The organism is Gloeobacter violaceus PCC 7421, assembly GCF_000011385.1.
Taxonomy (GTDB): Bacteria; Cyanobacteriota; Cyanobacteriia; order Gloeobacterales; family Gloeobacteraceae; genus Gloeobacter; species Gloeobacter violaceus.
Map to the genome: position 1 here is coordinate 3,937,220 of NC_005125.1, position 13,244 is coordinate 3,950,463.

14 protein-coding genes are annotated in these 13,244 nt (G+C 64.5%); 6 read left to right on the plus strand and 8 right to left on the minus strand.

From position 1 onward, the window contains the following. Nucleotides 1-53: 53 nt before the first annotated feature. Entirely contained in the window at nucleotides 54-899 is an 846-nt protein-coding gene (locus tag GLL_RS19210) for an arginase family protein (protein WP_011143714.1), read from the minus strand. Between the two features lie 122 nt (nucleotides 900-1,021). On the opposite strand from GLL_RS19210, the gene GLL_RS19215 reads away from it, so the two are divergent. After that, nucleotides 1,022-1,444 carry a hypothetical protein gene (locus tag GLL_RS19215; protein WP_011143715.1) on the plus strand — a complete coding sequence of 141 codons (423 nt, stop codon included), beginning with the start codon at nucleotides 1,022-1,024 and terminating at the stop codon, nucleotides 1,442-1,444. On the opposite strand, the gene cobS is transcribed toward GLL_RS19215, so the two are convergent. Then, nucleotides 1,441-2,169 (minus strand): adenosylcobinamide-GDP ribazoletransferase, encoded by a 729-nt coding sequence (gene cobS / locus GLL_RS19220; protein WP_011143716.1) that lies wholly within the window; start codon nucleotides 2,167-2,169, stop codon nucleotides 1,441-1,443. The two genes, GLL_RS19215 and cobS, sit on opposite strands and share 4 nt — an antisense overlap. 95 nt (nucleotides 2,170-2,264) lie before the next feature. Between cobS and GLL_RS19225 the strand changes: the two genes are divergently transcribed. The 3 genes from GLL_RS19225 to GLL_RS19235 are packed head-to-tail and all read left to right on the plus strand — an operon-like array spanning nucleotide 2,265 to nucleotide 3,930. After that, nucleotides 2,265-2,837 carry a hypothetical protein gene (locus GLL_RS19225; protein ID WP_164929368.1) on the plus strand — a complete coding sequence of 191 codons (573 nt, stop codon included), beginning with the start codon at nucleotides 2,265-2,267 and terminating at the stop codon, nucleotides 2,835-2,837. A 3-nt stretch (nucleotides 2,838-2,840) separates the two neighbouring features. After that, nucleotides 2,841-3,440: a hypothetical protein gene (locus GLL_RS19230; protein ID WP_011143718.1), complete on the plus strand. Its 600-nt coding sequence runs from the start codon at nucleotides 2,841-2,843 to the stop codon at nucleotides 3,438-3,440. After that, the gene (locus GLL_RS19235) at nucleotides 3,433-3,930 is read left to right on the plus strand and encodes an HNH endonuclease (protein ID WP_011143719.1); all 498 of its coding nucleotides are present in this window, start codon (nucleotides 3,433-3,435) and stop codon (nucleotides 3,928-3,930) included. The genes GLL_RS19230 and GLL_RS19235 overlap by 8 nt, the downstream gene beginning before the upstream one ends. Here the strand turns inward: GLL_RS19235 and GLL_RS19240 are convergent. Together GLL_RS19240 and murD are read right to left on the minus strand one after the other, a co-directional pair. Continuing rightward, the gene (locus tag GLL_RS19240) at nucleotides 3,925-4,797 is read right to left on the minus strand and encodes a M23 family metallopeptidase (RefSeq protein WP_011143720.1); all 873 of its coding nucleotides are present in this window, start codon (nucleotides 4,795-4,797) and stop codon (nucleotides 3,925-3,927) included. The genes GLL_RS19235 and GLL_RS19240 overlap by 6 nt on opposite strands. Before the next feature lie 284 nt (nucleotides 4,798-5,081). Then, nucleotides 5,082-6,473: a UDP-N-acetylmuramoyl-L-alanine--D-glutamate ligase gene (gene murD / locus GLL_RS19245; RefSeq protein WP_197530045.1), complete on the minus strand. Its 1,392-nt coding sequence runs from the start codon at nucleotides 6,471-6,473 to the stop codon at nucleotides 5,082-5,084. Between the two features lie 65 nt (nucleotides 6,474-6,538). On the opposite strand from murD, the gene GLL_RS19250 reads away from it, so the two are divergent. Then, nucleotides 6,539-6,964 carry a Fur family transcriptional regulator gene (locus tag GLL_RS19250; protein WP_011143722.1) on the plus strand — a complete coding sequence of 142 codons (426 nt, stop codon included), beginning with the start codon at nucleotides 6,539-6,541 and terminating at the stop codon, nucleotides 6,962-6,964. A 112-nt stretch (nucleotides 6,965-7,076) separates the two neighbouring features. Further along, entirely contained in the window at nucleotides 7,077-7,562 is a 486-nt protein-coding gene (locus tag GLL_RS19255) for a rubrerythrin family protein (RefSeq protein ID WP_011143723.1), read from the plus strand. A gap of 61 nt (nucleotides 7,563-7,623) precedes the next feature. Here the strand turns inward: GLL_RS19255 and GLL_RS19260 are convergent, their stop codons facing one another. From GLL_RS19260 to mraY, 4 genes are all read right to left on the minus strand, one after another. Continuing rightward, a complete protein-coding gene (locus tag GLL_RS19260) occupies nucleotides 7,624-8,691 on the minus strand; it encodes a fatty acid desaturase (RefSeq protein WP_011143724.1) in 1,068 nt (355 codons plus the stop codon). Nucleotides 8,692-8,975: 284 nt separating this feature from the next. Beyond that, nucleotides 8,976-11,708, minus strand: a complete 2,733-nt coding sequence (locus tag GLL_RS23335; RefSeq protein ID WP_011143725.1) for a PAS domain-containing protein — start codon at nucleotides 11,706-11,708, stop codon at nucleotides 8,976-8,978. 78 nt (nucleotides 11,709-11,786) lie between these two features. After that, nucleotides 11,787-12,197 carry a VOC family protein gene (locus tag GLL_RS19270; protein WP_011143726.1) on the minus strand — a complete coding sequence of 137 codons (411 nt, stop codon included), beginning with the start codon at nucleotides 12,195-12,197 and terminating at the stop codon, nucleotides 11,787-11,789. Then, nucleotides 12,190-13,242 carry a phospho-N-acetylmuramoyl-pentapeptide-transferase gene (gene mraY, locus GLL_RS19275; RefSeq protein WP_011143727.1) on the minus strand — a complete coding sequence of 351 codons (1,053 nt, stop codon included), beginning with the start codon at nucleotides 13,240-13,242 and terminating at the stop codon, nucleotides 12,190-12,192. The genes GLL_RS19270 and mraY overlap by 8 nt, the downstream gene beginning before the upstream one ends. Nucleotides 13,243-13,244 lie beyond the last annotated feature (2 nt).

The window sequence follows — 13,244 nt, forward strand, 5'->3', positions numbered from 1 at the left end:
AGGTCATCCCAATGCTGGGCACAGCATGGCGTCCGCGGATAGCCGCCGTCAAGTCAGCCTCGGCCGCCGTAAAACTTGTAGCCGACGATCTTGTGCAACAGACGGGCGAGGGGGGCACTGGCGGCCGGGGAAGCCTCGGCGCCAAAGCCGCTCAGGTCGCAGGCCACCACTGCGTGGCGCTCGAAAAGCGCGCGCAAAAGCCGCAGCAGCGCGAACCAACCCAGTCCGCCGGGCTCGGGGTGCTCGGCCATCGCCGCCATCGGAGCGTCGAGGCCGCCGATGTCGATGCTCAAATAGAGCGGGCGTTCGGGTTCAATCGCTGCGAGCACTTCGGGCACATCCCAACTTTGGGCCTCCGGGCAGTGGGCGCGAAATTGCCGGGACCAGAAGATGCGGTGGCGATCCTGGCCCTGGGCTTCGTACCAATCCCATTCCGCACGGCTGAGGGAGCGGACCCCCACCTGCACCACCGGCAACCCCCAGTCTCCGAGTCGGGCCGCCAGGCACCAGGGGCCGTAGGGATCGCCTTCGACCTCGCTGCGCAGTTGGGCGTGGGCGGCCACCTGCACCACGGCCAGATCGCGGTGGCGCTTCCAGGCGGCCCGCACCGCTCCGAGGCTGAGGGTGCGCTCCCCCGCCAGCACTAGGGCAAACTGTCGGTGGTCGAGCACAATCCCGACCGCCTGCTCGGCATTGGCAAAGGGCGGCTCGTCCCAAAAGGCGCGCATCGCATCGATGCCGACCGCGAACGGATCGGCGCGCAATTCTTCATCGAATGCTTCGATGACCAGGCTGGCCTCCAGCACAGCCTGGATACCCTGGGCTGCCTCCGGCCCTCCCTCAGAAACCACCGGGATCAACACCACTTTCGCCCGGCGCGCGGCACTCGCCTGGACCATGCTCCTACCCTCGTCGATAACGCCCAAAGCCTAGCAGTTTGGGCGGTACCAATTCTCTGTTTTGTGGATAACATCCTTGCAAAACGGTGTTAAAATACTTGGAATTAAAAATGCCTTAACGTATGTTCACTCCTAACAAGCCTGTATTGCAGGATACCGATGCCAAGGAAGTACTGCACTCCTTTGGGTTCGAGTTCAATTCCAGCCGGTTGGGGATCGTGCTGGCCGACTGGGAGGTGGAGTACGGGCGCGAGTGGATACTGCTCGCCATCGTCGAATCGCTGCACCAGGGCCGCTACAAACTGACCTCTGTCGGTCAAATTTTGCGTTGCTGGCAGCGGCGCGGTCAACCTCGCCTCAGTTTCGATCGCGAATTTCAGCGCCTGGTGCTCAAGGAAGTCTGGCAGCCGATCGTCACTCCGGTAAGCGATGCGCCTGCCGATGAACCGCTCTTCTCTACCGGGTTCGCAGCGACGGGTCACGTCACCACTGCGCGCAGCGAACGCAAACTCAGGGCGTTGGCGGGATTGTCCCAGGTCGGTTAGACGAGGGTGGCAAGCACCAGCGCCACCGCCTCCCCCACTTCGATCACCGCTCCGTAGGTGTCGCCGGTGTGGCCGCCGAAGCGGCGGGCGACGAGCGCTCCGCCCAGCAGGGCACCGAGTGCCCCTCCGATTCCGGCGGCAAGGGCCACCGCCGGGTACACGCTCCCCAGGGCGATCAGGCTCGCCAGCCACCAGGCAGTACCGAACCAGCCGTCGGCGGGCCAGTGGGTGTTGTCCTTCAAGAACTTGCCCTTGCCTTCGCTTTTGAGATAGGGAAACCAACCGATGGTGACCAGTTGTCCCCAGCGGGCGGAGACCGCCGCGAGCACCAGGGCCGCGGGGGCGGCAGCACCGGCCAGATCGGCCAGGGCAGAGGTCTTGGCGGCCAACAGGGCAACGGCGGCCATCACCCCGAAGGCACCCACGGCGCTGTCGGCCATGGCGGCAAGACGCCGCTCGGGGCCTGCGGCCCAACCGTCGGCGGTGTCGATGAGCCCGTCGAGGTGCAGCCCGCCGGTGATCCACAACCCCGCCACGACCGCAAGCAGCGCGGCCAGGTGGGCTGCAAACCCCAGCGCCAACAGCAGCGCGTACACCCCGGCGTTCAGGCCGCCCACCACCAGGCCCACCGCCGGCAGCCAGCGGGCGATGCGATCGAAGGACACCGGGCCCAGGGGCAATGGTAAAGCGGTATAGAACAACAAAGCGGCAAGCCAGTCGCGCATTGGATCAGGGCAAAGGTCAGGTTACAGTGTCTCCTGTGCAGGCCCGTTCGACTACCGGGCGGTAAAATTGGGTAAATATTCTCTGGTGGCGCCCTTTGGATTTGACGGCCTTGCAACAGACCCTGGCAGTGGCCGGCGGCACCCTCAGCGAGATGGCCCCCGGCCAGTGGCAGATCGAAACCGGTCAGTGGCGGCTGTTGGTGCTCACCAGCGTCGAGCGCGACTGGCTGCGGATGATGATTCCGCTGGTGCCCCAGGAGGAGGCGATGCCTCTGGCCGCGCAGCTGTTGGAAGCCAATTTTGACCGCACCCGCGAGGCGCGCTTTGCCTTTCAGAACGGTTTGTTATGGGGCATGTACCAGCACCGCCTCTCCACGATCGGCAGCGAAGATCTCCTAGCGGCCGTCGAGCAACTGCAACAACTGCACGATCGGGGGTTCCAGCAAGCTTTTGAAGATTTGGCCGACGCCAAGCTGCGCCAGATCGTGGTGGCCCTGCAGGACCAGGCCAAGACCCTCGAAGAGGCGTTGCAACTACTGGAGCGGCTCTACGACGAAGGGGTGCTCGGCACCTTGCAGTCGACGCGCGAGGACCGCGAGCTGACGCTGCAGGTCTGGCGGTTGAAGTTGACGCGCCTGTGGCACGAAGCCGACTCACCGCAAAACTAGCCGATGGAATGGGCCTGGGGTGTGGCGATTGGGGTGGGGGCGGCGCTGGCCCAGGTGCAGCCGGAGGCAGCCTGCGGCGGCTTGCCCATTGAAACTTACACTGCCGCCAGGGGCGAGAGCGCCGCTTCGATCGCCCGCGCCCGCGCCCTTAAGCTCGAAACCGTGCTGGGGGCGAACCCCGCCATCCAGAAGCGGCCCGTGCGCAACGGCGACGCGCTGGTGATCTTGCCGCGCGACGGCATCTTGTACCGTCCGGAGCCGGGCGAAGGCTTCCCGGAGGTAGCGGCGCGCTTTCGCGTGCGCGGCGAGGTGCTTTTTGAGCTGAACGGCTGCCGGATGGGCGAGCGGCTTTTTGTGCCCGGGGTGCTCTGGAAGCCACCTGCCGCACCCATGCCCGATTCGCCGCCGCCCGCTGCTGCGAAAGGCGTTCCGACTTTATTGCAATTGCCGCCGCCGCCTGCGCTACCGCCGCTGCCCAGGCGACCGCCGCCAAAAAATAAAGCGCGCAGCCGTGTATCGATGACCGTGCCGTGGTTCGCTCGACAACATGTTAAGATCTGGCAAACCTTGTACAGCACTGCTCTAACATCCATATATGGGTAAAGTGCTCGTTCTCAATGCTTCGTACGAACCGCTGAATATTACCAGTTGGCGTCGGGCGGTGGTGCTGTTGCTCAAAGAGAAGGCGGAGCAGGTCGAGCACAACGGCAGGATCCTCAAAAGCAGTTTTCCGCTTCCCACGGTGATCCGCCTGAGGCAGTACGTACAGGTCCCTTATAAAGAAATTCCCCTCACCCGCCGCAACGTGTTGCACCGCGACGGTCACACCTGCCAGTACTGCGGCTCCAAAGAGGATCTCACCATCGACCACGTCGTGCCCCGGTCGAAGGGGGGAGAGGACGCCTGGGAGAACGTGACAACCGCCTGCGTGCGCTGCAACATCAAAAAAGGCAACCGCACCCCCAAGGAGGCGGCCATGCCCCTGACCACCATGCCGCGCCGGCCCCATAGTTCGTTGCACTTCGAGATCACCAAACACCTGCGCGGCGGCATTAACGAAGAGTGGCGCAAGTACGTGATCGGCATGTCATAGCGCCGGAACAGGCGGCGCTTCGCCCAGGTACGGGCTCGGATCGACCGCCTGAGCGTCGAGGTAGACCGTGTAGTGCAAGTGGGTGCCGGTGGAGCGGCCGGTGCTGCCCATGCGGCCCACCACTTCGCCGCGCCCCACGCTGTCGCCTGCACGCACTTCGAGGCGCGAAAGGTGGGCGTAAAGCGTTTCAAAGCCGTAGCCGTGATCGATGACGATATGCTGACCCCAGCCGTTACCCCAGCCCGCCCGGCTCACCCGGCCGGGGGCGGTGGCGCGAATGGGCAGACCGTAGGGGCCGGCAAAATCGAGGCCACTGTGCAATTCGACGCCACCCATCACCGGATCGCGGCGCGGCCCGAAGCCCGAGGTAAGGCGGGCACCCACCACGGGTAATCCCGCCGGGCGGGCGGAGCGCTCCGCCAGGGCCAGGGCGATCGTCTTTTTGGCGCGCATCGCCTTTGAGAGTTTGTCGAGGCGCAAATTGGCGATCGAAAGCATCATTCCCGCTCCGGCCCCCGGTTCGGCGCCGCCCGCTCCGCCCTGTCCGGTAGCGTCGATGGTGGGGGCGAGGTTCGCCTGGCGCTGCAAAGAGCGCACCTCCGCTTCGAGTTGCTCGAGCTTACCCAATAGGCGGCCCGCCTGCACCTCGAGTGCCGCGTTGCGCTCGCGCTCACTGGTCACCGTGCGCTCAAAGCCGCTCACGGTGCGCTCGAAATGGTTAAGCGCCAGACGCACTCCCGCAACAAGCCCCACCAGCGCCAGCACCGCCGCGCATACTGCCGCCGCCGGCCTCACGTCGGTGATCACCGGTTCGCGCCCTGGACGGGCTATGCGGATCGACCAGTGCTCGGGATGACGGGGCTCCATATTTTCCTCCTGAACTTTGCTTGCCAAACTGCTCAGGGGAGCATGCCACAGGCGGCGGTACCGGGTCAAGAGCGCAGTCGCCGGGCTGGCGCGTCGGCTTCTTAACAAGTTGTAAAGCAGACGGCCTGCGCCGCCCGAGGCGCTATACTCTGAGGCTGAAGCACCGGCAGGAGGTCTACCATGCAGTCCTACAACGTGTTCCCGGCCCTGGTGATCATCACCACCCTGGTGGTGCCCTTTATGGCGGCGGCGGCATTGCTTTTTATCATCGAGCGCGACCCGTCCTAGCTTGCGAGCGCGGCGATCAGGGCGCGGAAGCGATCGCCCCGCTCCTCAAAATTGCGAAATTGATCGAAGCTGGCGCAGGCGGGTGAAAACAGCACGCACTGTGCCCCTTGGGCGCGGGCCTGCTCGAAAGCCATAGGCACCGCCCGCTCCAGGGTATGGGCTGTGTAGACGGCCCGATAATCTTGTGCTCGAAGCCACTTTTCAAACAGCGGCGCCGCTTCGCCGATGAGGACCACGGACGCACAGCGCTCGGCGATGGCCCGGAGCCACGGTCCGCTTTCGCCGGTTTTGGCCTGACCGCCGGCGATGAGCACGCTCGGGGCCGGGACGGCGGTGAGCCCTACCAGAGCGGCGTCGTAGTTGGTGGCCTTCGAATCGTTGATAAAGCGCACTCCCCGGTATTCGCCCACTGCTTCAAGGCGATGGGGCACCCCTATAAAGCTCGCCACACCCGAGGCAATCGCTGCGTCGCCGACTCCCGTCAGATGACAGGCGGCCACGGCCATCAGCACGTTTTGCAAGTTGTGCGCCCCGGGCAGGCGCACGGCGCTCACCGGCAGTACAGGCCGGTTTTCGATGCAAATGTCTTTCCCGGCGAGACTGACCGCCGCCGGAGCTTGCGTAGACGTCCACCAGGCGTCGGGCCAGGCGGAGCGTCGGGCCCCCAGGTAGGCGTCGTCACCGTTGAGCACGGCGCGCCGGGCTTGCATCAGCAACCCGGCTTTGATCGCCGCGTAGCGCTCCAGGGTACCGTGGCGATTGAGGTGGTCGGGAGTAAAGGTCGTCCACACCGCCACCTCCGGGCGTATCCCCTGAGCGCTTTCGATCTGAAAGCTGCTCAATTCAGCGACGATCCAGTCGTAATCTTCGGGCTCCAGCAGCAAGTCGGTGACGGGACGGCCGATGTTGCCGCAGACCGGTGCCCGCAAACCGGCCGTCTTGAGGATGTGGCCAACCAGGGCGGTGGTGGTCGTCTTGCCGTTGGTGCCCGTCACACAAAGCCACCGGCGATGCGAGAGCGATTCCCAGGCAAGGCCCACCTCGCCGGTCACCGTGACTCCCCGCGCCCGCGCCGCCACCAAGCCCGGATGATCCCAACGCACCCCGGGGCTCACCACCACCAGGCTCAAATCCGGCTCCTCGGGCACGAATTCCCGGCCGAGCACCGCCTCGACACCGAACGGAGCCAATGCCCCGGCAACTACCCGCAATGCCTCGCTGTCGCGGCCATCCCAGAGCACTACCCGTCTTCCCCCAAGCGCCAACCACCGCGCCGCCGCCTGCCCGGATTTGCCCGCTCCGACCACCGCTACCGCCGCCATAAAGGGCACCACCTCGCACCATCGCCACGCCAGTGTACGGGTATTTTTGCCAACCGATCTTGACACACTCTCAAATTAGATCTATTCTAAATTTGTAATCGCAAACCCGGCCCTTTGCCGGGACAGGCAAGATGGTCGACCCCGCAGTGCTACTTGAGCAAAAAGGTCTGAAGGTCACCCCCCAGCGCTACGCGATTTTGCGTTTTTTGCAGCAGACCGAGGACCACCCCACCGCCGATCAGTTGGTCGAGCAACTCAACCGCAATTTGCCGATGACCTCGCGGGCTACCGTCTACAACACCCTCAGCACCCTGCGCGATGTCGGGCTGGTGCGCGAAGTCACCCACGAGGCGGGGGTGCTGCGTTACGACGCCAACATCGAACCCCACCATCACTTTATTTGCCGCGTGTGCGGGCGCTTCGACGATATCGATTGGCAGTCGTTCCGGTCGCTGGATCTCAGCCCGATCGCCGCGCGCTATCCGCACATCGAAAATGTCGAAGTGATCGTGCGCGGCGTTTGCCGCCAATGCCAGGCCACCAGCCACGGCCAGTAATCCACTATTCCCAGAAGGTCGCCCAGGCGACCTTTTTTCAGGGACCAGTCATAGAACGATTCTTATTTAAGACTTGTTCTAGTTTGCAACGCCATACACCAGGGAGATAACCATGACCACCACCAACGGCAACACCAGCAAGACCCAGGAAAACCTGCACTCCGCCTTCGCAGGCGAGTCGATGGCCAACCGCAAGTATCTCTACTTCGCCTCGGTCGCCCGCGAATTGGGCAACGAAGAGGTGGCCAAACTTTTTGAGAAGACCGCTGAGGAGGAGACCGGCCACGCCTTTGCCCACCTGCGCCTGGTTCATCCGCCCGGCACCCTGACGGTGGAGAAGCTCCTGGAGCTGGCGGCCGAGGGCGAGCTGTACGAGACCAACGAGATGTACCCGACCTTTCAGCAGGAGGCGGTTACCGAGCACGAGCAGGCGGCGGCGGCGGAATTCGCCGAGCAGGCCGAGGAGTCGCGCGAGCATGCCGAGCGCTTCTTGAAGATGCTCAAGCGCGCCTCCAAGCAGTTCGGCGCCCTCGGTGCCGTCGAGAAGGCCCACGCCCAGCGCTACCTTGACGCCCTCGAAGCGGTCCGCCAGGGTTAACCCCCCATTCGATAGCTACACCTCTTCTGTTGGTCCCGGTGGCTTTGAGCCGCCGGGGCTTTTATTTGCGGCCCCTTACGACCCGGGCGCGTTTGATGGGCAGATGATAGCCCTCCGGACCGCTCAGGTGGCAGGTGGTGACGATCGATTTGAGATACGGCCAGGTGAAGCGCGCCTCGTGCACGTACTCCGGCCAGCGGGCTTTGAGGGCGGCGTGGGCCTCGTCGAGGTGATAGTACGGGATCGCCGTCGAGAGGTGGTGGGGGATGTGCACGCCAATGCGGTAGGCCACCAGTTCGACCCACCAGGGGTACTCGCAGTGGACCGTGCCGAACAGTTGCGCCTTCAGCGGCGTCCACTCGCCCTCCGGGAAGTAGGGAATGTCCGGATGGTTGTGGTGGATAAGGGTGAAGGTGCTCAGCCAGAAGTGAAAGACCAGCCACGGCAGCACCCAGTAACTGAGCACCCCCCCAAAACCGGTGAGCCAGAACAAGCCCGGTAGGGCGACCGCTGCAAACACGACGTTCACTGCAATCGAAAAGCGCGCCTCGGGCCGCTCCTGGGGGAGGAATTTCTTTTGGTCGTAGTGGAAGATGAACAGATGAATGACCGAGGCGAACCACCAGGCCCAGGTGTGGACATGCCGATAAAAAAACCGGTTGAAGTCGTTCATACCCGCGTAAGTCTCGGGGGCGATCGTCCGCCAGCTGTTGTCGTTGTCCTGGTGGTTGGTCCAGGCGTGGTGGCGGTTGTGCATGATCCGCCAGCTGTGAAACGGGTAGAGCGTCGGCAGCAGCAGCCCATGGCCCACCAGCGCATTGAGCCTGCGGTAGGGCGAGAAGGACTGGTGACCACAGTCGTGGGCCAGCACGAAGTTGCCCCACAGCACCGTGCCGATCCACACCCAAAAGAGCGGCGCCAGCCAGATCGGAGAGACGGCAAAAAGCGCGTAAGAACCGGCCAGAACCCCCAGGTGCAGGACCACCGCCCCCAGGCCGCGCAGGGTGTCGCGCTCGAAGCATTTTTTGGGAATGGTACTGAGCACCTCGCGGTAGGTCACCCGCTCCAGTTGGCGCAGTAACTTGCGGTTGTGCGTGCGGATGCCCGCCGCCGGCGTATCGATCGTCAACGCTCACTCCTCTTGCGGTTGCTTGACCCCGAAAGCTGGGCACAGCGCAGTGAGCCTCCGGCCGCCGAAGCGGCGAAAGCGCCACGAACCCGAACGTTCAGGATAGGGATGGAAGCTGTCGGCCCAGCCGACGTAGACCCGCAGTGACCTTGCCCTCCGCTTGCAAAGAGTACTCCCGCGGGTGCGGCAGGTTGCAGGTCAGGCAGATTCTTAAGATCTATTGCGATAGTATCAGCAATCGGCGGTACAACCAACCATCCGACGCATCGATCGGGCCTATCGATTTAGGCCGCAAGGCCACCCTCGGCGCGATCCCCGCCCGGCCGCCGCCGGGGCAGGCGGACAGCAAATAAAGCCCCCCGGCCGGGGCCGTCGCTGTGGGCGGTGACGGTGCCGCCGTGCAGTTCGACCAGGTGGCGCACGATCGCCAGACCCAGTCCAAGACCGCCGAAGGCACGGGTGTTGGAGCCGTCGGCCTGGCGGAAGCGCTCAAAGATGTAGGGCAAAGCTTCAGGGGTAATCCCCACGCCGCTGTCGCGCACACTGAGCAGCGCACTGGCGCCGTCGGCTGCGAGGCGCACGTCGATGCGACCGCCCTCGGGGGTGAATTTGATCGCATTGGACAGCAGATTCCAGACCACCTGCTGCAGCCGGGCCGGGTCGCCGCTAACCGAGGCCGCTTCAGCATCGAGGGTGCAGTGCAGGGCAATGTGCTTGGCCTCCGAGGCCAGGCACACCGAGTCGAGGGCTTCCTCGATCACCGCCGCGAGATCGAGCGGTCGCACGTCGAGCTTGAGCTTGCCGGTAATGATCCGCGAGACATCGAGGATGTCTTCGATGAGCTGGTTTTGAGCCCGGCCGTTGCGCTCGATGGTCTCAAGCGCCCGCGCCTGGGACTCGGCATCGAGCTTGCGCCGCCGGAGGATTTGGGTCCAGCCCAAAATGGCGTTGAGCGGGGTGCGCAGTTCGTGGCTGACGGTGGCCAGAAACTCGTCTTTGATCCGGTTGGCCTCCCAGGCCTGATGGTAGAGCCGGGCATTGTCGATGGCGATGGCCGCGTGGCAGGCCAGGTCTTCGGCTAGGGCCAGATCCGTCCGGCCGTAGCGGCGTCCGGAGTCGGACATCACCAGGGTGATAGCGCCGAAGGTGCGGCCGCGGGCGGTCAGCGGCACCAGCAGCGCCGCGCTGAAGCCGGCTTTGCGCAACAGCTCCAGATGCTCCGGGCTGCGGGCGATGGCGATGAGCAGTTCGTCGGTAATTTTCGGGTAGAATTCCGAACGCCCAGTGCGCAGGACATTGGCGACCCCGCTTGCCTCCCGCGGGTCGAAGGGGTAGCGTCGCTGCAACTCACGGATCTGGAGCGCTTTTTGGGCATCGACGTGGGCGATGACCAACTTTTCGATGCCGCCGTCTTCGGACACCATGTCCACCGAGCACCAGTCGGCCAGCAGCGGCACCGTCAACTGGGCTACGCGATCGAGCGTCACGGTGTAATCGAGCGAGGAAGCCAGAATCGAGGCGGCCTCCGCCAAAAAGCGCTGGGCCTGCTCGCGGGCGGCTAATTCGGCTGCCGCCCGCTTTTGATCGTCGATGTCGGTGGAGGTGCCGAACCACTTGACGATCTGTCCTTCGCGGTCGCGCATCGGCAACGCCCGGCCCAGGTGCCAGCGGTAAGCGCCGTCGCCCGCCCGCCGAAAGCGGTATTCGATCTCGTAGGAGCTACCGGTGGCCACTGCCTGCCGCCAGTATTTCAGACAGCGATCTAGATCTTCCGGGTGCAGTACCGGCTGCCACCCCCAGCCCTCGCTCTGCTGGGGGGTGAGGCCCGTGTAGTCGTACCAGCGCCGGTTGTAGTAGTCGAGGGCACCGTCGGGCCGGGCAGTCCAGACGATCTGCGGAATCGACTCGGCCAGAAAACGATAATGTTCATCGGTGCTGCGCACGCGCGCTTCGAGATTTTTCGATTCGCTGAGGTCGAGGGTGCAGCCCACCACCCGGATGGCCCGGCCGTCGGGGGCGCGGCGGACAACGCCGCGGTCGCAAACGTTGATGTGGTGGCCCTGGCGATTGCGGACCCGGTACTCGATGGCGTAGTTCGGCATTTCCGCGTCTTGAAGAGCAGCCCAGACTTCTGCGTTGGCGCGCTCCCGGTCGTCGGGATGAATCTGCTCCGCCCACCAGAGGTGGGCAGGTTCGCTGATTTCCTCGGCGTTGTAGCCCAGCAGCTCGAGCAGACCGTAGGCGTGCTCGACGCGGTTCGCCTCGAGATCCCAGTCGTAAACCAAACAGCCCGCCGCCTTCGCCGCCAGTTGAAACCGTTCATTCGCCCGCTCCAGGTCCGCCCGGGCGCGCCGGTGTCCTCCCAGATCGAAGACAAAGCAGGCGACCCTCTCTCCGCCTTCAAGCAGCGTGGCACCGATGAGAATCGGTACACGGCGTCCGTCTTTGTGGATGTACTCCTTCTCGTAGGGCCGACACGCGCCGGTGCTCGCCAGTTCGGCCATGGCCTGCTCGTCGCGCTCGCGATACTCCGGCGGGGTCATCTGCGCCCAACGCACCCGGCCCGCCGCCAGTTCTTCGCGGTTGTAGCCCACCAATTGCAAAAAAGCGTCGTTGGCCTCGACGATCATTCCTGCGCAGTCTCCAAAGCCGATGGCAATCAGATTCTCCGCGACCAGCTGCCGAAAGCGCGCCTCGCTGCGGCACAAGGCGGTCTCCACCCGGTGGCGCTCGGCGGCTTCGCCGCGGGCCTGCTCCAGTTCGCGACGCAATTGCTCGTTCTGCCGCTCCAGATCCAGAACCCGCCGCTCCAAACTCGAATCGTCCGGCTCCTCAGCGCGGGCAAATTGCTCGACAATCTCCGAGCGCGAGATCCCGCGCTCCGCCGCCTGCCGCCGCAACCGTTCCCAGGCGGTCGCCGTGAGCGATAGATTCACCCGTTGCTTGCACTCCCCGGCCCAGTGTTGGATAAATTTGCCCGTCGCTGCGCGCTTCATGACGCTCACTACGCCGTCCACATTCGTATACGTAGACGGTCCACCCTCAATATTGGGCGAAGAGCAAACTATCGAAATCTTTCTCCAGCGGGAGTTTGCTCAAGCGAGCGGTTCGGCAAAGACCAGACGGTAGCAGTCCGGATCGTAGATCGTGATTTCGCGTAGGCCCCAGGGCTGATCGCGCGGCTCGCCCACGATATCCGCACCGTGGGCGAGCGCTTGCTCGGCGATGGGCTCGACGCCGCGGCCTGCCGCCCAAAAAGTCACCGAGAAGCCGATTCCGCGCTCGCCCTCCAGCCGGACAGCCGGATCTTGCTCGAGCAAGACAATCTCGGCGTTGGGTGCCCAGCGCAGGCGGGCGCGCACCGGCAGGCCGTCGCTTCCGGGCAGCGTCGAGACCACCTCGAAACCGAGGGCATCCCTGTACCATCGCAGCGACTCCGCAAGGCTGGTGACCGTGAGCGCGGCCAAAGTGCCGCTGCTGGAGTAGATGTCCATCGGTTCAGGCACTGGGTGGCCATCCTGTATGCAGCCACCAGGTGAGCAGGGCCAACGACGCCCCCGCCAGATAAAAGCGGGCCACCACCTGGGTCTCGTGCAGACCGCCCAGTTCGAAGTGGTGGTGCAGCGGGGCCATGCGCAGCAGGCGCTTGCCCTTGCCGTCCGGTCCCTTGGTGGCTTTGAAGTAACCGACCTGGGCGATCACCGAGAGGGCTTCGACCACAAAGACCCCCCCCACAAGGGCAAGGGCGACCAGTTGACCACTCAAGACTGCCACCGCCGCGAGCGCTCCGCCGATGGCGAGCGAGCCGGTGTCGCCCATGAAGACCGTGGCCTTGTGGCGATTGTGGACCAAAAACCCCAGGCAGGCGCCGGCCAGGGCGAAGCAGAGCACCGCGAGCGCCGGGTGGGTAGCGATCACAATCAACCCGAGGACGGTGGCGGCGATGGCGCCGGTTCCCCCCGCCAGACCGTCCAGGCCGTCGGTGATGTTGACGGCATTGGCGGTGCCGGTGAGGGCTAAAAGCGCCAGCGGCCAGAACAAAATCCCCAACTCTCCCAGGCCGAAAGTGGCGGTGCCGTGGCCGCTCAGGCCATGAAAAAGGCAAAAAGCCACCCCGGCGCCAATCAGCAGCAGCATCTTCTGGCGGGGGGTAATGCCGTTATTCGACTGCCGGCGGATGATCTGAAAATCGTCGATCCAGCCTACCAACCCGTAGGAGGTGGCCAGGGCGACGGCGGCGATCAGTTCCGGATTCCAGCCGGCAAAGGCAAAGGGCACCACCAGCGCCCAGGGAATAAAAAAGATCCCCCCCATCGTCGGGGTGCCCGCTTTTTTGAGGTGCGACCGGGGGCCGTCCTCGCGGATGAATTGCCGCGCCTTCCAGCGTCGCAGTAAAGGCACGGCCGCGAAGCCGGTGAGGGCCACCAGCAGCAGCGTGAGGCCGAATACAACCAGTTGGGCAGGAGCGAGCCAGGCGATGGCGGCGCTGACGATAGCGCCCGCCGCGAGGGCGGAGAGCCAGCCTGTAGGAGGGCGTGAAACCAGTTCCATGG